The following is a 24,912-nucleotide window of genomic DNA, read 5'->3' on the forward strand; positions in this document are numbered from 1 at the left end:
CTCCATAATCTTGCTTTTTATTATAAATATAAATTTTTAGATATGGATATTTCCTATAACGTTCTTGTATTCATGACCCAGCGCATGCTGGGTGTCCGGCGACTGCCGGACCGAGGACGAATGTCCGATGCATGAATATTATGTTATCTGCTGTTTCTCACTTCTTTGACTAAACAGTAAGCAAGTCTTTTAACGACCATTCATTATCATTTCCGTCTTTTGAAACAAACCAAATATGAGTGTATTTTTCTGGCTTGTATATTGCATTTTTATTTCTAAGAAAATCACTCATTCCGAATATAGGAGAAGCGTTCCTAATTAAAAGCGCTATTGGATATGCAGCATCATACTTCTCTATCTTTTTTTCCTTCTGTTTCAGTAGTTCATTAAGAACCTGCATATAGCTTGCTGAATTTTCTAATCCATGCATTTCCTCAGCCGATCTTCCAAATAACATTTTAGCTTCGTCGGCATCGTAGAATAGGTGAGTTACTTCTAGAGCTACTAATCCATCTTTTATGCTCTTTAAGATATAATCTGGACGCTCACGTCTCTCTATTACTTCTAAGTGATCTTCGCGATTTAAATTATATAAATCTACAAAGATGCCAACGGCAGCTTCTTCTAAGGCAGATTTTTCATCATCATGATTTTTCATTACTTCTCCCTCCCTAAATATATTTGAGAAATTGCAGATAACGTTCCTGTATTCACGACGTCCGACAAAGTCGGATGTGTCTGCTGAAATACATCTTCGAAATCCATCCAGCAGACCAAGGGTCCTTCAGGAACCGCCGCTTGAATATTATGTTATAGGATGTCATTGTCGCCTTCGAGCCGCATTTCAAGATTTTCTACTTTATTAATGCAATTATCTACTCTGTCTCCAAATTGTATGATCAGTAATTCAATCTCTCTCTTTAAGTAATTAGAATAATCATGAGCAATTTGATCTATGTCTTTGTGGTTTAGCAAGTTATCCCTTATTTGATTTAATAATCTTTCTAGAACTAAAAGATTGTGTGCTAGACTATCTTCATCATTAAGGCTTACAGTTAATCTTTCATTATATACCTTTTCTATTTTGAGTATATTTTTGTTTACTTTCTTGACTATATTTAGATGATGTTTTTTCATTTTCTTTTCTATAGGTTTGTACTTCGATTTTTTTGGTTTAAGGTCTGAACCTTGACTAACCTTATCCTTTAGAACCTGTCTTATCCGTTAAACCCTGATGTTCTAAAAAAGATTTTTCTAATTTAAGATACTTATTAGTAAATTCAAATCCGTCTTGTTGAATAGGTGCTTTCTTAGCGGAATCAGTTCTCCCCGTTAAAACTTGAAGGAAAAGAACCGTGGAGTACAAAGTATTCGTATCTACATTTATTGTGAAGTTGCTTGAATAAGCTGATAGTAAACTTTTCAAGGACCTATATTGTTCTTTTCTTCTATAAAATAAATTTCCAGTTTTGTTTTGCATGGTTGTCAAATATATACCGATAATAAAAAGAAGTAGAGCATAAAAAAAACTTAATACAAATGTTAAGATATTCAACTCATTCGATTTCAAAGTATCGTTAAGACTAATGTACAAATAAATGCATGCAAGAGTAACAACAAGAATTAAAGAAAAAACTATGATCTTATAATACCTTTCATGTTTTGAAAAAATGTAAAATCGCATTATCTCTTTTCATCCTCTACAATGATTTCCTATAACGTTCCTGTATTCATGAACCCCGAAGGGGTTGTCTGCTGAAATGCTTCCCTGAAATCCTTCTCGCAGACCAAGGCTCCAAAGGAGCCGCTGCTTGAATACTATGTTATACGACGGAATTGCTTCTCGAATTAACTCTTGTGTCTAAGATCTTAACTACTTATTTGACTCATACTTACAAACATCATTAAAAACACTTAGAGTAAGAAAAGTTAAGGGGTTCTTCTTTACTTGTAAATATTTCTTTAATAAGTCTGTATCAATTTCTTGTTTTTTATCTTTTGTAATTAATCCAAAAATAAAATTAGAATTTGAATAAACTAAATCAAACACATCTTTTTTAGAATACTTAGGCTCTAGTCTTAATGTTTTGATATAATTATCGACTTTCAACTCTCCAGCTCCATCTAGAGTTACTTTCTTTTCTGAAAAATCAATACCAAATTTAATAAGTTCCCCAATTTGAATATTGTAAGGTGAATAAATAGGTGCATAATATTTAGTATGCTTTCCATATATACCGTTACAGCCATAGCAGGAACTCATTAAATTGTTGGGGTGCATACTAACAAACGGGTAATCTGATTTTGGTATAAAATGTTCAATAACTATGTTCCCATCAGAAATAATTGTATCCACATCGCAATATGGACATATATAGATATTGTTTTCACCTTTGAAATTCTCATGAAATATCTGCCTTGAAAAGGTGCTTGAATGGGAATCGATTATTCCCCAAATTTTGGCGTTATCAAATAGCTTTTGATAGAATACCTCAATAAAAATATCTTTTAATACCGGGTCTATATCTTCTTTCACTAAATTGAAATCAAAATTATCAAGCTGAGTATTTTGCTTTTTAAAAATTTCGAATTGTTTTCTTAAGTATCTCACTTTTTTTGTGTTAATTAATTCCTCTAAATAATATTTTATATAAAATTTATTAAATTTTAAATTTATTACATATTTTAAAACAGCATAGTAGTTTTTTTTACTGTGTTTTTGATCGAGATAATTTTCAAAAGACTGAAATAATTGTTTTTTCGTAGCGTATTTAACTAGAGTAGATAAAAATGGGGAACAGATATTATCTTGAAACAACTTCAATTTTGCTTCATTTTTGAAGTTACTAACTTTCCACATTAATCTCACCTAATTCAAGCAATTTTTTAAAAACCATTACCTTTAAAAAAGATTCCCCCATTGCTCCAAAAAATGCTTTCAAAGACGCCGTATCCTCTTCTTTTACTGCTTGAATAACTACTTCTTCAAATCTATTTTCCATTTGCTCATTGTCTACAAGTTTATCTAATATTACTCTCTCATCTGCAAGAAAAGTATTAAACTCAGGTGTCTTTATTTCATCATCTTCCAAAATTCTTATTTGTTCTGAAAATAGGCTATTAATAAAGCTATAATTGTGACTACTTATAAGTAAATGACAATCGTATTCCTTTAATAAAATTGATAGGATAGGTAGTAGATGCTTATTCCACGAATAGTTCAAATGTAATTCTGGCTCTTCAATGATTAAAATGCAATTGTTCTTTATATGTGTTAATAAAAAAAAGAGCCCACCAAACAAAAGCTTTTCTCCTGTACTCATATTTTTTATCTTATATTCTTCACCCTCATTTCGTTTGATAATTACATCATTAAAATACAAATGCTTATGTTTCAAAAGAATATAAATTAACTCCATGATATAATCTTTATGAAAGTGTTCAAAATTAAAAATGACATTGAATCCATCTACGTCCATTTCGTTTCCGAAAACTTCAAAAAATTCTCCTGTGATAAAATCTTCATTGTAAAAGTCACGAAATGCTTTGGGATATTTCTGCTTTATTTTTATTAGATCTTCGAAATACGGAATATCTGATTTCTTTATGAGAAACTTACCGTAATCTTCTACGTAACAATATCCCAATTCCTCATAAAATCCATCGTGTATATTTTCTCCTGATTCGAATTTGTAGAAAGTCGGATGTGAGTACCTAGCAAAGATCTTATTCACAAAGCTAATGTTCATTTTTTTAAATATGTAGTTCAATTGTTGATTCTGGAAATACATATTAATAAATTTAAAAATACCTTCTGAAAAGTCCATTCCGTAAGTATTTTTATAGTAAAGTTTGCTATTTATTTTTAGCAGTTTAGTAGCTAATAGATTGATCGGATATTCTAGTTCGTATTCACTATCAAAGCCAGAAACTATCACTCGTCTAGGTATAAAATCTAATATTTCATGAAATTTCTTTGTTTTTTCAGTATAGTCAGAAGGAACTTTTTCTTTATTATAATAATCTTGTCCTTTCCTTCTTCCTCTCTCGGGTAATACAAATGTTCCTTCATCATCTATCCTCATATATACAACTTCCTCATACCTTTGAATACTCACTTGATGATCATTAATTTCATAGTTAAGCTTAAAATCTGTAGGTATTTTAGACTGAGACCGCTCTAAGTTTCTAAAAATATTAGCAATAAGACTTAATATCGTCGTTTTCCCAGTGCCATTCAGGCCTATGAAAGCAGTAATACTAGCATTTTTATATAACATCTTTTCTATCTCACTTTGTGACTCCCAAAAAACAATTTCTTTTCTCTTGAATTTTTTATAATTTTCTATATATAAACTTATTAATTTCATAAATCCTCCTACTTATGAATTCAAGCTTTCACATTATTTTTTATTCATCGGTTTACCTAAAATGTATCTGCTAATGCTCCAACAGCAATGGAGATTCAAATTTTAAAGATATTCTATAACTCTTTATTGAACTGCAAAATCCCAACATTTAAAAAGTCTTATCATCCTTTTTTCTATTATTATTGATTCTGTCGTATAACGTTCCTGTATTCAAGACCCCCGAAGGGTTGTCTGCTGAAATGCTTCCCTGAAATCCTTCTAGCAGACCAAGGCTCCGAAAGGAGCCGCTGCTTGAATAGTATGTTATATGACGGAATCACTTCTTCGATTAACCAACAGTCATTCTTGATTCTAATCAGTCATTGTTCTGCTATATGTTCCAATAAATCTCCTGGCTGACAACCTAAAGCCGCACATAATTTATCAATCACTTCTAATGACACATATTCGTTCGTATTGAGTTTCGCCATTGTAGCAGACGAAATACCTGTCATTTTCAATAAATCCTGCTTCTTAATCTCCCTGTCGATCAATAATTTTTGAAAAGGTTTATAACTAATCATCTGATATTCCTTTCACACATCAAGTGAATTTTTCTTTAATTATATGAAAGTATATTTTCTTTATCAAAAACATCTTCAACATGTATTGACTTAATTATTTTACATGTTAAAATTATATTCAATAAGTTGAACTTTAATTCATAAAGTCAAATAAATTGGATGGTGTTCAGAATGCATAATTCTTTGGAAGTCTTACTTGATTCACTGATTCAGACTCGAATTGAATCTTTATATGGCGAGCTTATCAAAAACAACTCCAGCTACAACCAGTTCTCATCCGAACGGAATCTCTACTTCAAGCAGTTACATGAAGGAGTACCGGAGAATATTCAGAAGATCCTATTCCTTTACGATGATGCTGAGCTTTCTGTTCAAGCTATTTTAGAACGTGAAATTTATTTGCAAGGTTTTAAGGACGCTCTTCATCTGCATAACGAATTACATATATCTTTAGATTGAGAGCCTTCAGGCTCTTTTTCATTTTGATTCTGTCATATAAAGTTTTGCCCATTCACGAACTCCGTCAGGAGTTATCTGCCACGATTTTTCGGCAGATCAAGGAACATATTAACGGTGCGTGAATGGAATGTTATGCGGAGTCCTTGTCGTCACTGAATTATTTACTGACCTCCTTAGTTTTCTCGTTCGCAACAATTGCTTCAGCCTTATAATCCATCATTGTTCTCAAGTGTTTTTTATAGGCTGAAAATGTTGAATAAATATAGTAAACGTAAAATACTGGGATACCGATACCCAGATACATTAACAAGTCACCAAGTAACAATTCTGTCGAAAAAAGATTGATTTTGTTATTAATGCTGGAGTTATTATTTGTATAAAGACCTAAGATAAATATTATAATGGGTATGGGTGAGAACGTCTTTAACAGATCTAATTTTGTTTTAGTTATTTCAACAAAAGTCCCTGACCACACTGCATACATCTCTAACCTTGCATAAGATAATTTTTCTTTTTTAGTTTTATAAATCAAGTTCATGTGTCTAGAAAACTCAATAATTTCTTTATAATCCTTATAACATATACCAATTATTATGATCGAATAAATTAACCAAAAATAAAACGAAAACATAAATTTTGATACATCAGGAAAAAAAGTTTTTCCCAAATATGAAACTATAATCATTAGAATAATCTTAGATATAAAGGAATAAATAGATCGTTTTAAGTGATAGTTCAATTGTTTGTCTCCTTTTACAATAATTTCGTATAACATTCTCGTATTCATGAACCCCAAAGGGGTTGTCTGCTGAAATCCCTCCCCGAAATCCATCTTGTAGACCAAGGCTCCATTAGGAGCCGCAGCTTGAAAATAATGTTATATGGTATAGGCCACTTCCTCGAAAGCATGCTATATTATTTCATAAATCTTCAAACTTCTAATCTTTGAATCTAGATACCTACTTGTTCCTAGTGACTCTGAATATATGGTTTCAATGCAGTGCTCAATAATTTTGTCTTTTACTCCTGTAAAATTCATAATTACTTTAGGATTCACATCAATCTTAAGCATCTCGGTAATTGCATATTTTATAATTCCTGTAAGTCCACCTCTCCCTGTTATTTCCTTCAATAAAGTTACTCTTGAGCTTGTTTTTTCTGGTAAATCGCTCCCATCAAATTGTATTAATAATTTCGTGGAAATTGACTTACTGTCACGTATATAAATATATTCATTAAGTTGTCCTACAAGTTGCTCTGGAAGATGTATAGAAAATTCGTTAATTGTTATTATCCCAATATTCTCTTTATACGAGGTTCTAGGTAAATCAATAATTTCTCTATATGCAATTCCAGTAAATATAGTTAACTTATAAATTATTGCAGACAATAGTTTATTAAAACTAATTGAATCAGATTCTGCATACCTTGATACATCCTGTATGACGCTATTACATTCATTAATTAAATCTATAATCTCTTCTTCAGTGAATCGGCTTGACTTCCCAGATTCTTTAAGGATTGGGTGATCAGAAACTGCTTTATTTATTGAATACCTAAATGAATCAATTTTATGCGCAGGTAAACCAATAGCCTTTAACAGAGGCTCATTCTTAACATGCCCTACAGTCATTATGTATACAAAAAATTCCTTTACCACTGAAACAAACCTCTGAACAGTTGATACAGAGGTTACGTTGTTTTTCGTGATATAATAATTAATACAATCAATTATTATATCAGTTGAAATTCCCCTTAAATATTCGTTAATATTTTTTTCTGTTACATCTTTACTTTCAAGAAAATCATGAAATACACCTAAATCCTTATAATATCCAACGACATTCCTTGATTGTTCATTTTGCTTTGCTTGAATGAACTCATCAATTAAATCTTTTAGCTTCATTTAAATTCCCCCACAAGAGTAATAGAACTTCTAATTATTCGGGTTATGTCATATAACGTCTTATTTACGAACTTTATGAATCCTGCACTTTCCCCCTTATTCTCGCACTTTCTGCGTTTCTATCCTCCAGCCCGCTCATCCGGTCCAACGGACTTTGATTCCCCCCAATGTCCCGTCTGCTCACATGTGTATACCGCTCCTCGTTCGCACACTCTGATGCCCTAGCAGTTCCTGAATATATAGTGAAGATCGATCCTATTCTCCAGTAAGTGGGTCGCAAAGCAATGCCTTAGCGAATGGATACTCACCTGTTTGCGAATGTCCGCTTCAACCAGCGCTTTTTCAAACACTTTCTGCGCTGAACGTTCCGTCAGGTGGCGGCCTTCTCTCTGCCCTGGAAATAGTCAGTCTTCTAGCTGTCCAACCCTTATGTACTGCTCGGCCACCGCAAAGGCCACTTTGGAGAGCAGCGTTTGCCGAACCTTCCTGCTTCATCCCGATAGAGTAGGTTTATCTTCATCTCACTTATCTCCTTAGTATATCAGCCGTTCAAAAATTTGGAAATCTAATTTTGCACAAAAAAAGGGCCTTAAGATGGAAATTCACCTTAAGGCCCTGATTCTTTCGGATCAAATTATTGATCCTTTAAGTTCAATTTTCATTATCATAATTACTTGGAATGAGACTCCGAAGACAAAAGAATAGTGTAACCGTTAATCTTTTGAATAAGGATATGCGGCTAAAAAGCGTAGTTCCTCGCCATTTTTTTCAGATAAACCACTTGTATTACAATCATATATAAAGAACAACGAATTATATTTACCATCTACTTTACTTAAGTCATTTAATAGTGGAGATAAAAAAGAATCAACATAGGAAACATCTTTTATACCATCATCGGTCCCATCAACCAGAAAGACTCCTTCAGCAAAATCTTCGTCAAAATCATCTATTTTATGATCATTTAAAAAACCGCTAAAAATATTCTCATTCTCATCTTCCGGGTATTTGATCTCAACATATTCAAACAACTCATCTTCAGAGGCAAAGTGACCGTACCAGACGGACACCATATTTTTTTCAAAGCAATTCATATCTTCACCCCGCTAATATTTCAGTTTATACGTATGGTCTATCTGTATCCCGCACCAGTTACCATGCCCTCTACCCCACAACAGCTGTTGAAGCTAAAAAGCCCGCTGAACGCGGGCTTTGCTGTATATAAGTCAAAATCATGCCTAGCCTTGTTACTCAACCTTAAACTGTTTTAATTCGTCTTGCAGCTTAGTGGACAATTGGTTTAATTGTTTGGAGAGTTCAGCAACCTGTTCGAAGCTCTCCAATTGTTCCTGCGTGCTGGCGCTAACCTCTTCGGTTGAAGCAGAATTCTCTTCGGTGGTGGAAGAGATGATTTCCAGCGCCTGCAAAATCTCATCTTTATGCTTGTGGACTTTGGAGGTGTTGGTGCTGATCTGGATCATTCGCAATTTCAAATCTTCCAAATCCTTGTTAATGCTAAAGAATACTTGCTTGGTGTCCTCCACCGATCTCGCATTTTCTTCTGCAATTTTCAGACCATGAACGGTATGCTCAACCGATACACTGGTTTTTTCTTCAATGACACGTACCTTCTTGTAGATTTCCTGTGTCGCCAGTGCCGTCTGCTCAGCCAATTTGCGAACCTCCCCGGCAACCACAGCAAACCCTTTGCCCTGTTCTCCTGCACGTGCAGCTTCAATAGAAGCATTGAGCGCTAACAGGTTGGTCTGCGTTGCAATTTGGTTGACCGTATCCACGATCCCCGAAATCTCATGACGGCTCAGATCGATATCCTGAATGATGGCCGACATCGCTTGGGTTGAATTGTGATTTTCTTCCGCCCATTTGGACAGCTGATCTACTACTGTCAGCCCCAATCCGCTTTGTTCGACCGAGGTTTGCACCATTGTTTCGATGGCTTTCGTATCATTGGCAATCTCGTCAATTTGGCCGGATAAGGCTCCGGTTTTTTGTAAAATGTTATCCGTTTCGATGGATTGGTAGTTCGTTGCATTGGCAATTTCATTAATTGCTGTCGCCGTATCGTTCATGGTGATCGCGGTTCTGGAAGAAATGGATTGCAAATCATTTGAAGACTGATTCAAGACTTGAGCTGAGCCACCCACCATTTGGAGCATGCCTTGAATTTTTTGAACCATATTGTAAATTCCTTGAGAAATTTGCCCGATTTCGTTGTTGGAATGCGTATCAAACGGAACGGTCAAATCTCCATTTTCAATCAGCTTGATTTTGGCAAGCAATTTCGGGATTGATCTCAACAGATAGCGGAGCGTTATATAACAAATCACAACCAGCAGAATGGTGGCTGCAGCAAAACCGCCAATCGTAATCCAGGTAAAGGCTTTTAATTCTGCGAGCGCCTCTTGTTCAGAAATAGTTACACCTACGGACCACCCCGTGTCTTTACTGGTTGCATACCCGATATAACGACGTTCCCCATTATCATTAATGAGCTGTACTCCGGACTCACCAGCAATCATCTTCTTTCCGATCTCCCCAAGATCACCTGTGCTTTCGTTAATCTTTTCTTTCAGCACTTTATTTTGATCGGGGTGATACAAAATATCACCTGTTTTGGATGCAAGAATTGAATAGCCTGTGCTTCCAAGCGAATAGCTTTGCATAACGGCAGGGATGTCTTTGAAAGCAATATCGACAGCAGCAAATCCGATTAATTGGTTACTGCTATCTTTGATCGGATAGAAAATGCCCATGAGCACATTACCCGAATTGACGTCCTTATAGGGTTCTGAGTAGTATAAACCGTTTGCTTCAACTGCCGGTTTAAAGTACGGGCGTGTATGGATATCGAAATCCGGTTTGGAAGCAACACCATCATTCTGAAGAAAGAAGCCTTTACCAGATATTCCTGCAATCCAGGCGTCGGCAAAAGATGGCTCTGCCTTTACAATGGCTGCCAAAGTCGCTACTGTTTCCGCAGCATAAGGAGAAGTTTTCACCATTTCTGCCGATGGGGTGGTTTCTAAATATTGCTTAAAAGTGTTGTTCGTTGACATTTGCTGGACAAGTGAGCCCTTTTCCTTAAACAACGCATCGAATTGACTAACGATGGCCTGCGTCTTGGTCTGGAGCATGGCCTCTTGCTGCTTGACAAGTATGCTTCGCGTGCTTGCAAACATGAACGTCCCCAAGATTGCAAAGACGACAACGATAATAACTAACAAGACCATGGCCAATGTGTTCGCGATGCTGGATGATCTGGATACGCGCTTCTTCATATTTTGTGACATGCTGCCATCTCCCCGAGGAATATTGAGCGAAAAGCTCTTAGATAATATGTCGGAAGTTTGCAGCTATTTCAATAGGTTTTTAGTATATACAATTTAAAGTTTCGCTATCTGATTCCTCATAGATTCCCACCTAACCTGTTCCGCAACTCCAGCAAAAGATTAGGGCAGCACAAAGAGCCTCCGTCAGACGTAGGCTCTTTACTAAAAGCTATGTATGAACGCAGGGTTATGTGGACTTAAAGTGTACGAGCGATCAGTAAGCTCAACCCCATTATTCTCTATCATTAGCCTAGCTGCATCGTTGTGATACACGTATCGTTTTTCTCATATGTAGAGAATTCAGTTTCAGCCGTTTTACCTTCATGATTCACGCTAATGCGGTAGGTTTTATCCCTCGGTAGCCATAGATCAATAAAACCATTGGGTTGTGATTTCATGGCAGCATTCTCCATGATGACATTCCCTTCGGAGTCGTGAACGGTCACATTGAATTCTCCGTTTTTTATTTCGCCTTGGCAGCCGGTTAGACTATGAGTTGCACAAGGGTGGGTCTCTTCTACATATGGCGCAATCGAAACAAAAAACTCGTTGTCAGGCAAATTATAAGTTATGGGTTGGGTATTGTCTCCATTAACAATTAACTGACTGGAATTAATGGAAGCGGATTGACCTGTTCCCTTGCCTGCGCTGAAATCATGCACCAATTGCTTGATATCTGTTGTCCCGAGCTTGTCCGCTCCTTCTTTCTGCATATTTCCTGCAATCAGGTACGTGCCCAATGCCGCAACAACCAACCCTGAAGCGACCAAGATTCCTTTTTTCATCTGGAGTTCATCTCCTTGTCCGTTTTTAAACATTATAATGTAGAACGCGCCGTAACGGACAAAATACGGTACTGAAGTCACCAGATATTCACATCTTTGCTTGTTTATCCAGACGTATCTGCGTTACATTAGATGATCACCAAAGAGGGGCAAGGAAGTATGAGCAACTCTACTGTCTCAACGTACAAACACCCCACCACTCCTATGGAGCTATGGGGCACAATTCTTTTTAACGATCCCGGTTCACAATATAATTCATTAAGTGCTTCAGAAAAGCGATATTGCGGGGTACCTCTTTTAATGCTTCCATGGCAAGGCAGTAGTGCTCCCACATTTCTTTACTGGCACCTTCGTAACCAAGGATGGACACGAAATTCGAGTTATTGTTATCTGAATCCTGACCCACAGGTTTTCCAAGTAACAGCGTATCTCCTTCCACATCAAGCAAATCATCTTTAATCTGAAAAGCAATTCCCATATGATAGGCAAATTTCTGCAAAGCAGCAATCTCCAGCTCCTCGGCCTGTGCGAGCATGGCTGGCATAACGAGACAAGCCTCGAACGCCACTCCTGTTTTGTAAAAGCACATCATATTCAGCTGTTCCAATGTCAAAGCCTTTCCTTTGGAATCCAGATCCATCGCCTGCCCCATACACATATCCTCTGCCTTACGAGCCGAGTATTGGATCAAGGCAAGTACAGTCTCAGCATTGAATTGGTTCAGTGACGATTGTTCCCCGATAGCCTTCTGGATCAGATATAGTCCGGTTAATTCCGCAGTAGCGCTATTGTGCACCTGATGTAATGTCTGACGCCCTCTACGGGTAGACGCGTTATCCTGGGAAGGCAAATCATCAAAAATCAGGGAGGCTGTATGCATATATTCCAATGATCTCAGAAGGGGCACGATTGCCGATGCGTCTAAGCCATATTCGTTCACACCCATGACCCAGGTCAATATAGGGCGTATCCTTTTCCCATCCCCCTCAAGACTATAATTGGCAGCATCAATAAGCTGTTCTTTCATGGCCTCAATCCCAGAAGGCTTGGTAATTTTCAATTGGTTGTTAATCTGATCACGGACGGTTTTGATCGTATTCATAAAGTCTTCTTTTTCCTTCGAATCATTTTTCAGTTGAGTAATCATCTGATCCCGAAGCAGCTTATCCAAAAAATCTACATCCTCCGCTTTACCCACCATCTTCTGGATGAGACGATTAAATTCCGGATTTCCGGATGCAAAAATCTCCATTATTTCATTGTACTTTTCTGCACCTACCCGTTCTTTACAACGTTTGAGTCCATTTATTGCACGGTCCAGTATCACTTCACGAGCCATAGCATCCGAGTCATACACGTTATGAATCAAGTGAGAAATGACCGCCCAGTATAGTTCGAAGGGATTGATCAAATCCGATCTTTGATGATGATATTTTAAATAATAGGTATAGGGTGTTACCGCACCGTCCCTCATATCGTCGGCCATATCTGCAAAATCATCAGCAAGCTGGTTATAGATACCATAATAGAATGTTCGTTGCTCAAACCCTCCATCCTCAGGAGCACTAATCACGGAACGGACAATCAAACGGGAAGAAGCAGATTTTAAAATAACGGGTATATAAAGCTCTTCATTGGTGTAATTAGCTCGTGTTAGATCCTTATCCCGGTCGATATCTTGAGAATGAAAGAAAACATAGGACTGCTCGAAAAAGGTTTGCTGTGTGTCTGGCCGCTGATGTGCCTTAATATACTCAAAAGCATCCGAGAGCTCCGAATGGATATAGCGAATGAACTTCATATGATCGCCGGACCAGTCGCCCAGTTCTGGCACAGATCCGGTAAGAAGCGCGGTACGTATCATATGGGAATATTGTTCTTTCTCTTGAACGGTCAACAGCTGAGAATCGAGCAGATCATCAATAAAAGGATAAGTCAACCCATAGGAATACCCAAGCCTGATGGCTTTATCCAGTCTGCGCGAACGTTCAACAGGTGACACGGCTTCGTCCATTTCTTCCATCACATGCAGAATAACCCCAATGATGATTTTAATCAGTTTGCGCTGGGCATGCTCTGCATCCATTTCCTCAGGAATATGAGAAGCTACAGAGTTAAGCTTGTTGATTAGCCAGATTACAGTAGTTTCGATCCCTTCCTTTTGAGACCACCGATACACCCCGGCTAAATTCATAAACTCCGCTTGATCTCTCCTGTTAGCATGGGTGGGTTGAAGCAAATATCTTTTTACGTCAGCAATGACGCGCTGAATCCGGGTCTGTGTGTCGGCAGAATCTAGAGCCTTGCCTAGATCCCTCATGTAAATATAAGAGACACTCCGCTTCAGATATTCATCTAACTTCCCCGTGTAACTCAGCCATTGAATATATCTGTAGTAATCCCGGGTATCCGGCTTTCTCTTTTTCCGCGAAAAGAAGGATAACCATGAAGAAGAATGGATATGATTCCTTTTCCATATATGGATATCTTTTGTAAGAGAGGTCACATAAGTTTTATTCTTGACCTGATTATAGAGTGATGCAAAATACTGAAGCGCCTTCTGCTCAGCCAGCTGATATTCTGTATCGGCTTGAAATTTTTCATTCATATGATGCATTACCTCAACTTCTCATTTTGTTAAACATGGTTGCATTTCTCCCTGAGGGAACGAATTTGGATCATGTTTTTATCTTTATACGGAATAAAGTCTGTGAAGTTACGAATAGATTATATCCTTCTATATATATGCTACAATTTCAGAGTAGAACGAAAATAATGATAGGGAGGCATAACGTTGAGTATTAGTCTAGTTAAAGGACAGAAGGTAGACCTAACCAAAAATAATCCATACTTATCCGTGCTAAAAGTAGGCCTTGGATGGAACCCTATGAAGGGTAGAAGCATGGATATTGATGCGTCAGCGCTGCTTCTTAATGAGAACGGCAAGCTGACCCAGACGAAAAATCTAGTATATTTCGGAAACAAAAATAGCCCTTGTGGGGCCGTCGTACATAGTGGTGACAACTTGACAGGACATGGCGACGGTGATGATGAAGTCATTACCGTCTCCCTCCAGCAACTACCACCGGAAGTGCATAGAGTCGTATTTATTGTGAATATATTCCGTTTTTTCAGCTTTGGTAGACGTAAAGATTTCAGTATGGTGAACAATGCTTATATTCGAGTATTGGATGCGTCCCAAGATGAAGAGATTCTCCGATACAACTTGACAGAGGACTATAAAGGGATGTGTAGTATCCGTGTAGGTGAAGTATACCGCTATGGAGGGGAGTGGAAATTCGGTGCTATTGGAGAAGGAAGCACCATTACCTCCCTGAATGAGCTTGTAAAAACGTATGAATAAGCATTTTTGGTGTTAAGGAAAAATCCACGTCTGACGTGGGTTTTTACGCTAACTCTCCTATAGTCACCTGATACAGCAGAGAACCTTCACGGAGCAGCAGGCGGTCTTTTCTGAAATCCTGTTCGTGCGGCTGAAGGAACTCTTGATCGTCATTTAAAAATCGAATGTGTTGTCCTTTGCTTAAGTTGCCTGGCTTCACATTCTTTTTCAAGACATATTGTCCGTTCTTTCCATACCCGCCATCGAACAAAAAGTGATACCCATCTGTAGCCACCCCGGAGCAGCCGGAAATCCTCGGATTCATAAACGTAATATTCGTACGGTCGCTACCGGAAATACGCCCTAACGAAAAGTCTGAATAGTAATAAAACCAGATTTCCTGTTCGCTGACCACGTTCAAAGCATAGCAATCATGAATGTCTGCCGCTTGGTTTTCATATATTTTGTGTCCTTCTTTATTCCAGGCGACAAGGCCGGAGGATCCCACAGGCTCATTCCAACCATAATTCCCAAATATACCTTCATCAAAATAACTGGTCCAGATCGTACCTTCCCCTGTAACCTGAACACTCTGGATACCGTCTCCAAGCAGCAGTTCATTCACAGTACGACCTTCATAATCAATAATTTTACCATTTAAATCATATTGGCCCGATCCATAATAATGACATCGCGCTCCGACGAGCAGTAGATGATGATGTAGAGGCTGTACATAATGATAGTTAAACTGCTGTCCCTCCACATACACTTCTTCAATATGATCGTCTATAATGAGTATCTTGTAAGTACGTCTCTCTTTAAGAGAGGCAGGCGGGAACATCCCCCGCACTCGTTCTGGGACTTTATCAATTAGCAAAATATACACGCGCCCATCAGGGCCAAATTGGGTCGAAACGATCTCAAACCCTTTAGTATAGTTGGAAATATCGACAAATGAATGAAGCTGTTTATTTAGATGCGACAATGTAGTTCCTCCTCTGAAAGATCAGTAAAGTGAAGTATGATTTGTACTGGACTTCATTTTGTCATAACAACATGCTACTGAGGAGGGCGGAAGTATGGCGATACGGATAGTGATCCCAAGAGATGAGGCATCGGCAAAAATATTGGGAACAAAAAAAGCCGGGTTCTGCTCATAATAAAAGCAACCCAGCTTGATCTTTATAGATGTCCCTCTTAAAGTGTCTGGCCCTTGTCGGCCTTCTGCCATAAAGCCTCAGTCAGCTCATCGATCATCTCCTTCATCGCCAGCTTCTCACGCCAGTGATTCGGGATACCGCTTAGCCCGTAATAAGCTCCTGCAATTTGCCCATACACCGCCCCGGTCGTATCGGCGTCATCCCCCAGATTTACGGCCAGCAGTGCCCCCTCTTCAAACGAAGTCGAATGGTGAAATGCCCACAGCGCAGCCTCAAGGGAACGAATGACATAGCCGGTTCCCTGTATTTCGGGCGGCTCCTTATCCTTGTAAGATCCCTGAATGATTTCTTCAATGGCTGCCGAATAAGCTGGCTGTTCCTGCCGCCGCCACTTATAGCAGATGTCGGCTGATAACATGGATTCTTTGTCCGCTCCCCGCAGACCTGCCACAAGGATTGAAGCAAGCACAGCACAGGCCTCCACACTTTCGACTGCTCCATGGGTGGTTCGCGAGCTCAGTTCGGCGTACATCACGGCCTCTTCCGGACGGTTCGCATAGGCCATGGCAACAGGTGCAAGCCTCATGATCGAGCCATTACCAGCAGTCATGGGGTCAACGGACCCACTGTACGGCTCTCCAGTGGCCTCGAAGCGATGCAATGCTGCTCTCGTCGCACCGCCGATATCAAAGCACGTTCCCGTGCTGCTCATATATCCCAGGTGATACCAATTGGTGTAGCGACGCATTTGGTCCGCTGGATCAAAGCTATCTTTTTGCACCATACTCTCGGCTAAACAAAGTGCCATAGACGTATCGTCGGTCCACTGCCCCGGCTTTAACCCAAAGACACCTCCGCCCACGATATCCGTTACAGGTTCAAATGTACCTGGACTGCTGAATTCCACAGTGGTTCCCAAAGCATCACCCACGGCCAGTCCAGCGAGACTTCCATAAAAACGATCCTTGATCAGTGCCATTTTGATGTACACTCCTTTAATAATTGTTATAGCTAATGCATATATTTCCATATCACTGGAAGGAAGAAAATCCGGTAACGCCATTTATTCGTAGCTTAAGGCTGTACAACCGCTATCCGGTTTTAATTCAATGAAAATTCCTGCCTCTTGATGGTAAATGAGTGGAAATCGCTCCGTATCTACATCTTCACGCACACCTCTTGAAAGCCGCCATACCTGAAGCGGGACTCCTTTCCCCCATAAGAATAATCGGTCGCCAGAAACGACCATATCCGCTTGGGGATATGGATAAATCCCGTCTTCTTCAGGCTTACAATTTAGTGGAGGGATCGCAGGAAGCACTCGTCGATACCCTGGCTGAGTCATATCGAATAGGACAACCGCCGGTTCCACTCCTTCCTCTCCCCAATCTTCCTCCTCCAGTAAATCGGCATCCATCTGTCCCCAAACCGCCAATGTATCAGGTCCTGTCCAGCACACTGGCCCATCCCAATCTATGGTTTGCCAAAGATGGCGAACTGACGGACCATTCTCCGATTCCCATGAGTTCAGCAGCCAATTAGATAAGGACCAAGTTCGGACTACTCCTAATGGAGCCCATACCCATACCGTATCCGCAATCCACTTTCCCTCTGGAGAAGTCAGGAGCCTCCCATGAAAATAATCTAGATAATGCTCATCTTTGTTTTCGCTGTTATAAACTGGGGTAGGTCTTGCTGTCAAAAGCCTCCCTGTTTCTACATCCGTCAGATCCAGCCGATTCCATTCCGTACCATGAACAAGGATACATGCACCGTCTTGATGTACAAATGCCAGGGGGAACATACTTTTATCGTAGTGGTATTCGTCCCGTGATAATTGCATTTTTTCTTGAGCATGGACTAAATCATACACTGCCGCATGTCGGCCAAATCGATTGGAGATCGCCACGTACTTGCCGTCAGGACTGGTCACCATTTGGACAGGTTGCAGGGGATTAAAATCAGGAATACAAATATGTGTGCATAATTCTGCGCTGCCAGAGCGAAGTTCTAGTCTCCACAGTTCTGCCTGTGTGTTTAGTGCTAGCAGGGTTATGCTTCCCTGAGAGCCACCCTTTAGTGGATGAATGGCCGTAAGACGTCCGATAGTCTGTGGTAAATCGGGTAAAGAAACGTGATGAAATGGCATCATTTAACCCCTTTTAATCTGGATAAATAATAATTTATACCCGTATTTGTGAAGCTGGATTTATCGACAAAAAATCTGAGTTCAAGCAATGCAGTCAATACTTTCATAAAAACTCCCGGTTTTTTCTTACATAATAGTTTAAGATATGTAATTTCGCTAGGATTACTTTTGAGAACAAAATAGGAGTAATTCATCAAGATCATAGTGGAGATGAACTGCTCTGTTGGAGATTGATGCTCATTGATACAGTCGATCAGCACCTCTAATACCCTATTTTTATTAGAGTTATAGGCTTGTATAAACATCGTTGCTTCTGCAAACGGCTTGTTGAAATCGTCATACGGAAAATCATATACATCATGACTGCCTAGGATGAAGCTGACCAACTGACCTTGCAAAATTTTTATTTTTCCTAGCGCTGCCCGGGTATCCATATCCATCTCATTTTTGTTAATATGCTCATGCAACATGTCAATTAGAATATGCATATCATACTGTTGTGCGTCTTCCATCCTGTACATCATCTTATTATTTTCAATCGTTAGACGATCATAAATGTCATCCCCTAAACCCAGTTCAAATAAGAGATGGTGAAGAAAAAATAGCCTGTCCTGAGTAAGCGAGAATTCATTCCCTCTCTCTGCTAGATGTGAAACTTGATATTGATAATAAAAACAACATAAGTTTTTTCGGCTATAAACAGCATCTTTATGTATATCAAAAACGTTAAAAATGAGCGAAAGCAATCGAATCAGACGTTCAGCATCTGCTACGCTTAGAATGGGATGATTCATTTTTGTAAATAGCGACCTGTCAAATAAATCATGCCATCGCACTAGAGAAACATAATTCTGCTCGTTTATATTCAGGGTTAGTATTCTTAGATTTTGCTCTTGATCAGGATAAGAATAAAATAGATATTCATGACTTAATTCAGAAATACGCTCATTAAAATAGGCCCTTAATTTGTAATCGTATATTTTAGAAAATGACATTTCTCTCCTCCTTGCAACATTATTTTCGAACTCCTATATTGTAAAATTAATCTGGATCGACTGGCAAGGCGGTATAAATACAGAAACATATGTTCTTCATTTCTATATTATGATATCTTTATGCTAGGAATGAAACGTTATGACGAAGGTCATAGCCTACGATTAGAAAGGAATGAACACCTATGAAACAGCTAAGCGAAGCTCTGACCCGGTTTGTACAACAACAAAACCTGTATAATGCAACCTACGGGCTGTTCCAAGACCACGACATCCAGCCCCGGACGGAGAACCTGACAGATTGCTGGGACAACCGCATACCTATATCCCCTGAGCTTGAGTACCTATATAGCCATTATGAAATGATCGATGCTAAGGCAGCGGGAACACACAAATTAAAAAATGCAGCCGTTGAAATCGGGGATGCTGCTGTTCTCTTTTTTGTCGCACCAGAACATTTATATCGCCAACAGCTGGGCTATCGCTTCATTACATCTGGAGAGCTTGTTCATGAGTCATCTTCGTGGCCCTCCCACCATGTTGTAATTGCCACGTTTAATGATGATCCAGTCATTGTCGATACTAGCGCACCTGCTTCCCCTGTATATGCTGCAATTGAAGGTGGCGCAGCGCAGCAAGTTGCTGACTCTTTAGCTAACTTCTTTACGGCTTTTTCCATCCTGATTGAAGGTGCCTGTACCTTTAAGGGAGAATTGATAGATGAAGATACATACGAAACCAAAGCAGCATATATCGAGCACGTAAAACCATTGCTACATCATTTGTTGGGCGAAAACCAAACCACGTATTTGCTGAATTACCTATCCTTTTGTTAGAAATCCTATTGGTTAAAGAGAGGTGGGGCTTTTTATGATCTATATCGCATTACTGCGGGGCATTAATGTGGGCGGCAACAACAAGATCGAGATGAAGAAGCTCAAGCAAACATTTGAAAATGCAGGCATGGGCCATGTGACAACCTATATCAATTCTGGAAACATTATTTTTTCCAGTCAGGAGCGGCCCAACCAGGAGCTATCACTCATACTGGAACAGGCGATACTGGAGGATTTTAGCTTACCCATCCGCGTCATCGTCCGTAATATGAAGGAAATTCAGAGCATTATAAAGGCACTGCCGAATGAATGGTCTAATGATACACAGATGAAAAGTGATGTAATGTTCCTGTGGGATGAAATTAACGATATTTCCGTTCTGGACAAGCTTCCTTTGAAACCGGGTATTGGGCATGTAATATATACGACCGGGGCCGTTCTGTTTTCTGTCAGCAAAGAACAAGTCACAAAAAGCGGTTTAACGAAATTAGTCGGCACCAAGCTGTATCAGCAAATGACGGTGCGGAATGTGAACACAACACGGCAGATTTATAAGCTGATGCAAATGGCTGAACAGGAAGAGTTGCAGGATACGAGCTCTTGATTGTAGCCGTGATTAAATAGGGATGTGCAAGATCAAAAACTCGCCAAAACTCATTAAAAAAATTGTCTATATAAATCAACAATTTCTGATACTTAGGCATAGATATTTTGCTAAACTAGAAGGGTTCTCAGACGAAGAGGGACACCTATCATCAGCATGAACAAACACTGAATAATGGGAGAAAAAACACTGTGACAAACATACAAAATCAAAAGCAAGTATATATAATCCATGGATACACAGCTTCGCCAGCAGATCATTGGTTTCCTTGGTTACAAGACAAATTACAGGAAGATGGGGTTTCGGTAGATATACTAGAAATGCCCAATTCGCAAGCGCCCAAGCTTAATGAGTGGATTGAGTATCTATTGCAAAATATTAAAGTTCTACATAAAGACACCTATTTTATTGGTCATAGCTTGGGTTGTATATCCATATTAAGGTACCTGCAGCAAGTAAATATCCCGGAACCACTGGGTGGTGGCGTGTTCGTTTCCGGTTTTACTGACCCAGTGCCAAGCCTACCATCATTAGATGAATTTACAAATGACCAGTTGGATGATCAGCAAATCATGGATTCACTAAAGGCACGTGTAGTTATAGCTTCAAAGGACGACGCAATTGTCCCCTTTGCACTTAGTAAGAAACTAGCGGAAGATATCCAGGCTGATTTTCACGAATTAGATCATGGAGGACACTTTTTACAAAGTGACGGCTTTACCACTTTACCGATCGTCTATCAAGTTTTAATGGAAATGATAAATGAAAATAAGTAGCGTTATAAACCCGCAAAATAGACCTGGCAAAAAGGGTCCAGCTTGCGGGTTTTACATTTTCTACTGGATGAACTATGGAAAATAAAGCGTATGTTTAATCAAGATATCAATATAAAGCCCATTTTTCTATACACAGCTCTATAAATGAATGGGCAACCTGTTCACATTCGTCATATCCCAAACTACCAGAATGCGCAAAAAGAATGGGATACTCGTTGTTTCTTTTTTCCTCTCTCATATCAAACATATAGTGGTTACCGCATCCATCCATCGCAAACGACACGGCACCCGGCATATACTCTGGCAGCTCGTAGGCGAGGTTCATTTCTCTCAAATCTTCAGTATTGAAAAACTGGAAATAACGTTCTCCATTTTGAAACTCCCCGCCGTTAGAGTATCTCAAAAAATCCATATAGCTATCAGGAAATTGCCCTTGGGGCAAATGCCAGCTCACAGGATCTAAAGGTTTATATTGATCATGGAATGGAGACGACTTTGGAAAAGGGTTCACTTGTCTTTGCTTGATTTCGTGAATTTCCTGCTCCGATAGCTTGATGTTCCATGTGCTCAAAAAATTCGCGATTTGTTCACCAGTTGCTTCCGGACATTTTATAAATTGATGTTCAAAGTGAATACTCCACATAATAACCACCCTCCTACCTTGACGTCTCTAAAAGTTGTTGTTGCTACCTTTTTCAAACTTTTCCATCTTTTCCAACCCATTCAGCCACACTTTCATGAGGTTGAAGGTTCTCACGTTTATAGTAAAAAACGGTCTTGAGCTCGTAATCTAAGCTTTCCGCAGCAATGAAAAATCGGGTACCAAACGTTTGATCCTCCATACAAATCACAGGCCCCTCAATAAATCTGTAAGAGACAGATTTTAACATTTCCAATTCCTTGTCATTAGCCAGTCTAAAGCATTCAATTGAAAATACACCGCCCGGACAGGAAATAAACGAGACCTCGTAAAATGTGATCTCTATGTTGTGATAATAGCTGAAGTCAAAGCTCCCTGCTAGTACCAGCTTGGGGCGACTTGTATAATCATAAATGTAATAATGGTCAATGTTATTTTGAGAAAGTATTTCATTCAGTTGCATCAGTTTGGATTGAATGGAATGATTCATGATCTACGCCTCCTCCCATTAGCGGGGCTAGCCCCTATCTATTACTGCCTGCCACGCTTCTGTTACCGCTATAGGCGATTTGTGGCTGGTCTCTCCGCCACCTTCCTGAGTCCATAGCGGCGGATAATAAGCAAATACCTCTCCTGGCTGAAGTTGCTCCATATCCGACTGCCAACCATTCCAGCGGAATGTCTGGTAGAACAAGCCCAAATCTCCCTCAGCCAACCAGCTCAAGAAACCGGAATAGGCCAGCTCAGTGGATTCCCACTCCAATGCATCCGGTGCAAAATAGTAGATATGGCCGCTACGTCCAAACTTCCCTGTATCCAATCCAAAGAAGCCACCTGCTGCATCATAGGCCACAATCAGCATTCCCCCAAGTGCAGGAACGCTCGCTGGCTCTTGCAGCCCGTTCCACGAAGCCAAACTACCGTAAATTTCAGGCCCACCTGCACCCAGTAAGGTGATCCATCCGTGGTCAAATATGATCCCTCCTGTTTCATAGGCAACCGTTCCCAAGTACGATTTTGTGCTCACTTGCAAACGGTAGAGCGAATCTCCCCTAGCAGATTCCGATTCTGCCGGTACAATGCGAAATGGATTATTCCCTTCTTGCAGAATGTTTCTGACCTCTTCCCATGCATGGTTGTCCTGATCCACCAGCTCATCAACCGTTAACGTATGCATATCCATTCTCCTTCCTGTATTCCGATATCTATCTTTCAACCTTTGAACTGATTTTCGAAAACCTGCGTTTGCTCTAAAATCACCCACTGATTCAGCTCGTCGTAGCCCTGGACAATCGCCGTGATCTCATGCCTCGGATACATCCACTCAGATGGGGTCTTTTCCGCATATGAATGGGTGTCTGCCAATCCGACTGTATTGTGCTGGAAAATATGAATAAGTGTTCCGTGTGGGAAAAAGGCTTCAATATAACCCTTTACCTTAGTCCCAACGGGCAGTACGGTTTTGACTTGATGCCATTCCTTGTTAAAAGTGTGAAGATTGTTGGACCAGACTTCTTCAAACTCTTTTTTTGTAATTTTCGTATAATAGGGCTCTGTATCATCAATTGCTTTCTCGGCTAACAAGAAATGATATTGCTCGTGCTTGCGATTAGAAGCAATAAAAGTACCGTCATCCTGGATCACAATTTGCCGATAGGCTACGCCGTCTGAGTCTATTTCAAAATACCAGGTTCCCATGCCTGGTTCCGGACAATCTTTAAGATATTTCATTGGCCCCTCCTAAAAGGATGTATAACCGTGTCATTTCTTCTTTCTTTTTCCGCTATAAGTCCTTGTCAAATATGCGAGATATTCCGAACGCGTCAGTCCTCCTGTTTGGCGATTGAACTCATCGTACGAAATGTCTTCCGGGAATCCGAATTCGGCCAGTGCTTTTCGGCGCTCTTCCCGATACAACGGGTTATCCAGCGTGTGGTGCCACTCCCGCTCTTCCCAAGGACCAAAACAGTCTGCAATGACACCTGAATATACACCGTTATTTAACAATTCGCGCGAAGACTTGAACACTGTCTTTTCTTCCGGTTTGGAAATTGTGCCCGTTCCCCAGGACAGTCTATATATTCTTTCTTTACTGCTATCTATGCTACTGCCGTAACCCATCGGAAACACAATATCCTCTTCCGCCAACGCTTTATGCCCTATCCGCTCGTAGGACCCTCGCATAAAGGAATCATCCATGACAATCCAGGTTGTATCAGATAACGGGGCGGCCGTGATGGATTCCAAAGTTATTGAACGGTCACGACTTGTACACAAATACGGACGTACGAACAAAGGCATTGTCATGACACTATTCCATATGCTCTCCTTTGCAAACAACTGATCCTTTTGCATTTGGCGCAAATCTCCGACGACCAGTACATAGCCATCTGTAAAAAGGTCTATTTCCACGCGGAAGATGTCTCCCGGAATGGTTTTATAACGCAGGTTTTTCATATGCTTCAATCGTTCCAGCTTACGATCATAGTCGTTAGGCACAAGCGACGGGTAACGTTGAAGCCAATCGATGATCTCTTCTTTACTATGTAAATGCTCACATCCAGTGATGGGCAATCTCACGCCAGTTTTGCTATTCACAGCAGTAACATAACTAATATTACGATCTCTTCGAATGCCTGCTGAAAAGGTCACACCTTCTGCTGAGATGCTCGAAACACTTGTATAATTCAGTTTTTTCTCTTTGCCACGAGCTGTTTTAGGCAGAACAAATGCCCGATCACGAGTAAAAATCTCTACATCAGCTTCTCCATAAGCATCCTCTTTGGAAGAAATTCGCTTGCGAATAACATCTCCATCCATACAAATAAAATATCCTTCTTTAATTTCTACTACGTCCCAATGTTCTTCCAGCGTCTCCAGCCCAAAATAGGGTCGTAACGCGTTCGTTAACCAACTATTCATCTGCTCCTCCTGTTCCGAGTACAATTCAGTAGACTTCATTTCTGTTATTCCAGAAAT

The 24,912-nt window shown here is 39.7% G+C and carries 26 protein-coding genes; 5 read left to right on the top strand and 21 right to left on the bottom strand.

Annotated elements, in window-relative coordinates:
* Positions 1–169: 169 nt before the first annotated feature.
* The 5 genes from MKY16_RS16935 to MKY16_RS16955 all read right to left on the bottom strand — a co-directional run bounded on the left by MKY16_RS16935 (position 170) and on the right by MKY16_RS16955 (position 4,933).
* Positions 170–658 carry a hypothetical protein gene (locus tag MKY16_RS16935; protein WP_340932781.1) on the bottom strand — a complete coding sequence of 163 codons (489 nt, stop codon included), beginning with the start codon at positions 656–658 and terminating at the stop codon, positions 170–172.
* 540 nt (positions 659–1,198) lie between these two features.
* The gene (locus tag MKY16_RS16940; protein WP_340956282.1) at positions 1,199–1,684 is read right to left on the bottom strand and encodes a hypothetical protein; all 486 of its coding nucleotides are present in this window, start codon (positions 1,682–1,684) and stop codon (positions 1,199–1,201) included.
* 189 nt (positions 1,685–1,873) lie between these two features.
* Positions 1,874–2,860, bottom strand: coding sequence for an HNH endonuclease (locus MKY16_RS16945; protein ID WP_340932783.1), 987 nt, complete (start codon positions 2,858–2,860; stop codon positions 1,874–1,876).
* Complete coding sequence (locus MKY16_RS16950; protein ID WP_340956283.1) at positions 2,847–4,370, bottom strand: AAA family ATPase; 1,524 nt, start codon at positions 4,368–4,370, stop codon at positions 2,847–2,849. Before MKY16_RS16950 ends, MKY16_RS16945 begins: the two co-directional genes overlap by 14 nt.
* Before the next feature lie 359 nt (positions 4,371–4,729).
* Entirely contained in the window at positions 4,730–4,933 is a 204-nt protein-coding gene (locus MKY16_RS16955) for a helix-turn-helix domain-containing protein (RefSeq protein ID WP_010345194.1), read from the bottom strand.
* A gap of 171 nt (positions 4,934–5,104) precedes the next feature.
* Between MKY16_RS16955 and MKY16_RS16960 the strand changes: the two genes are divergently transcribed.
* Entirely contained in the window at positions 5,105–5,392 is a 288-nt protein-coding gene (locus MKY16_RS16960) for a hypothetical protein (protein WP_028542323.1), read from the top strand.
* Positions 5,393–5,549: 157 nt separating this feature from the next.
* Here the strand turns inward: MKY16_RS16960 and MKY16_RS16965 are convergent, their stop codons facing one another.
* From MKY16_RS16965 to MKY16_RS16995, 7 genes are all read right to left on the bottom strand, one after another.
* On the bottom strand, positions 5,550–6,131 hold the full coding sequence (locus MKY16_RS16965; protein ID WP_340932788.1) for a hypothetical protein: 582 nt from the start codon (positions 6,129–6,131) through the stop codon (positions 5,550–5,552).
* A 171-nt stretch (positions 6,132–6,302) separates the two neighbouring features.
* Positions 6,303–7,298, bottom strand: coding sequence for a hypothetical protein (locus tag MKY16_RS16970; protein WP_340932789.1), 996 nt, complete (start codon positions 7,296–7,298; stop codon positions 6,303–6,305).
* 221 nt (positions 7,299–7,519) lie between these two features.
* Positions 7,520–7,648, bottom strand: a complete 129-nt coding sequence (locus tag MKY16_RS16975; protein ID WP_231517242.1) for a tyrosine-type recombinase/integrase — start codon at positions 7,646–7,648, stop codon at positions 7,520–7,522.
* 363 nt (positions 7,649–8,011) lie between these two features.
* Positions 8,012–8,392 (bottom strand): immunity 22 family protein, encoded by a 381-nt coding sequence (locus MKY16_RS16980; protein WP_340956285.1) that lies wholly within the window; start codon positions 8,390–8,392, stop codon positions 8,012–8,014.
* A 153-nt stretch (positions 8,393–8,545) separates the two neighbouring features.
* Entirely contained in the window at positions 8,546–10,609 is a 2,064-nt protein-coding gene (locus tag MKY16_RS16985) for a methyl-accepting chemotaxis protein (protein ID WP_340956287.1), read from the bottom strand.
* Positions 10,610–10,893: 284 nt separating this feature from the next.
* Complete coding sequence (locus MKY16_RS16990; protein WP_322252193.1) at positions 10,894–11,433, bottom strand: CueP family metal-binding protein; 540 nt, start codon at positions 11,431–11,433, stop codon at positions 10,894–10,896.
* Between the two features lie 229 nt (positions 11,434–11,662).
* Positions 11,663–14,050, bottom strand: a complete 2,388-nt coding sequence (locus MKY16_RS16995; RefSeq protein ID WP_340956290.1) for a polyprenyl synthetase family protein — start codon at positions 14,048–14,050, stop codon at positions 11,663–11,665.
* A 177-nt stretch (positions 14,051–14,227) separates the two neighbouring features.
* Between MKY16_RS16995 and MKY16_RS17000 the strand changes: the two genes are divergently transcribed.
* Positions 14,228–14,797, top strand: coding sequence for a TerD family protein (locus tag MKY16_RS17000; protein ID WP_340956291.1), 570 nt, complete (start codon positions 14,228–14,230; stop codon positions 14,795–14,797).
* A 43-nt stretch (positions 14,798–14,840) separates the two neighbouring features.
* Here MKY16_RS17000 and MKY16_RS17005 read toward each other — a convergent pair whose 3' ends face one another.
* The 4 genes from MKY16_RS17005 to MKY16_RS17020 form a co-directional block, all read right to left on the bottom strand.
* The gene (locus MKY16_RS17005; RefSeq protein ID WP_340956293.1) at positions 14,841–15,761 is read right to left on the bottom strand and encodes a hypothetical protein; all 921 of its coding nucleotides are present in this window, start codon (positions 15,759–15,761) and stop codon (positions 14,841–14,843) included.
* Positions 15,762–15,973: 212 nt separating this feature from the next.
* Complete coding sequence (locus tag MKY16_RS17010) at positions 15,974–16,915, bottom strand: ADP-ribosylglycohydrolase family protein (RefSeq protein WP_029515476.1); 942 nt, start codon at positions 16,913–16,915, stop codon at positions 15,974–15,976.
* An 84-nt stretch (positions 16,916–16,999) separates the two neighbouring features.
* Entirely contained in the window at positions 17,000–18,085 is a 1,086-nt protein-coding gene (locus tag MKY16_RS17015) for a hypothetical protein (RefSeq protein WP_340956295.1), read from the bottom strand.
* Complete coding sequence (locus tag MKY16_RS17020) at positions 18,085–19,080, bottom strand: hypothetical protein (RefSeq protein WP_340956297.1); 996 nt, start codon at positions 19,078–19,080, stop codon at positions 18,085–18,087. Before MKY16_RS17020 ends, MKY16_RS17015 begins: the two co-directional genes overlap by 1 nt.
* A 182-nt stretch (positions 19,081–19,262) precedes the next feature.
* Between MKY16_RS17020 and MKY16_RS17025 the strand changes: the two genes are divergently transcribed.
* From MKY16_RS17025 to MKY16_RS17035, 3 genes are all read left to right on the top strand, one after another.
* Positions 19,263–19,913 (top strand): hypothetical protein, encoded by a 651-nt coding sequence (locus MKY16_RS17025; RefSeq protein WP_340956299.1) that lies wholly within the window; start codon positions 19,263–19,265, stop codon positions 19,911–19,913.
* Between the two features lie 34 nt (positions 19,914–19,947).
* A complete protein-coding gene (locus MKY16_RS17030; RefSeq protein WP_340956300.1) occupies positions 19,948–20,517 on the top strand; it encodes a DUF1697 domain-containing protein in 570 nt (189 codons plus the stop codon).
* Positions 20,518–20,708: 191 nt separating this feature from the next.
* Positions 20,709–21,293, top strand: coding sequence for an RBBP9/YdeN family alpha/beta hydrolase (locus MKY16_RS17035; protein ID WP_340956302.1), 585 nt, complete (start codon positions 20,709–20,711; stop codon positions 21,291–21,293).
* Positions 21,294–21,399: 106 nt separating this feature from the next.
* On the opposite strand, the gene MKY16_RS17040 is transcribed toward MKY16_RS17035, so the two are convergent.
* The 5 genes from MKY16_RS17040 to MKY16_RS17060 are packed head-to-tail and all read right to left on the bottom strand — an operon-like array spanning position 21,400 to position 24,855.
* A complete protein-coding gene (locus MKY16_RS17040) occupies positions 21,400–21,936 on the bottom strand; it encodes an SMI1/KNR4 family protein (RefSeq protein ID WP_340956303.1) in 537 nt (178 codons plus the stop codon).
* Positions 21,937–21,988: 52 nt separating this feature from the next.
* Entirely contained in the window at positions 21,989–22,423 is a 435-nt protein-coding gene (locus tag MKY16_RS17045) for a hypothetical protein (protein WP_340956305.1), read from the bottom strand.
* 27 nt (positions 22,424–22,450) lie between these two features.
* The gene (locus MKY16_RS17050; protein WP_340956306.1) at positions 22,451–23,110 is read right to left on the bottom strand and encodes a DUF2625 domain-containing protein; all 660 of its coding nucleotides are present in this window, start codon (positions 23,108–23,110) and stop codon (positions 22,451–22,453) included.
* A 35-nt stretch (positions 23,111–23,145) separates the two neighbouring features.
* Positions 23,146–23,664 (bottom strand): hypothetical protein, encoded by a 519-nt coding sequence (locus MKY16_RS17055; protein ID WP_069010518.1) that lies wholly within the window; start codon positions 23,662–23,664, stop codon positions 23,146–23,148.
* Between the two features lie 30 nt (positions 23,665–23,694).
* The gene (locus MKY16_RS17060) at positions 23,695–24,855 is read right to left on the bottom strand and encodes an immunity 26/phosphotriesterase HocA family protein (protein ID WP_340956308.1); all 1,161 of its coding nucleotides are present in this window, start codon (positions 24,853–24,855) and stop codon (positions 23,695–23,697) included.
* Positions 24,856–24,912: the final 57 nt, after the last annotated feature.

This window comes from Paenibacillus sp. FSL L8-0641 (genome assembly GCF_038006265.1).
In the GTDB taxonomy this organism is placed as follows: domain Bacteria; phylum Bacillota; class Bacilli; order Paenibacillales; family Paenibacillaceae; genus Paenibacillus; species Paenibacillus polymyxa_D.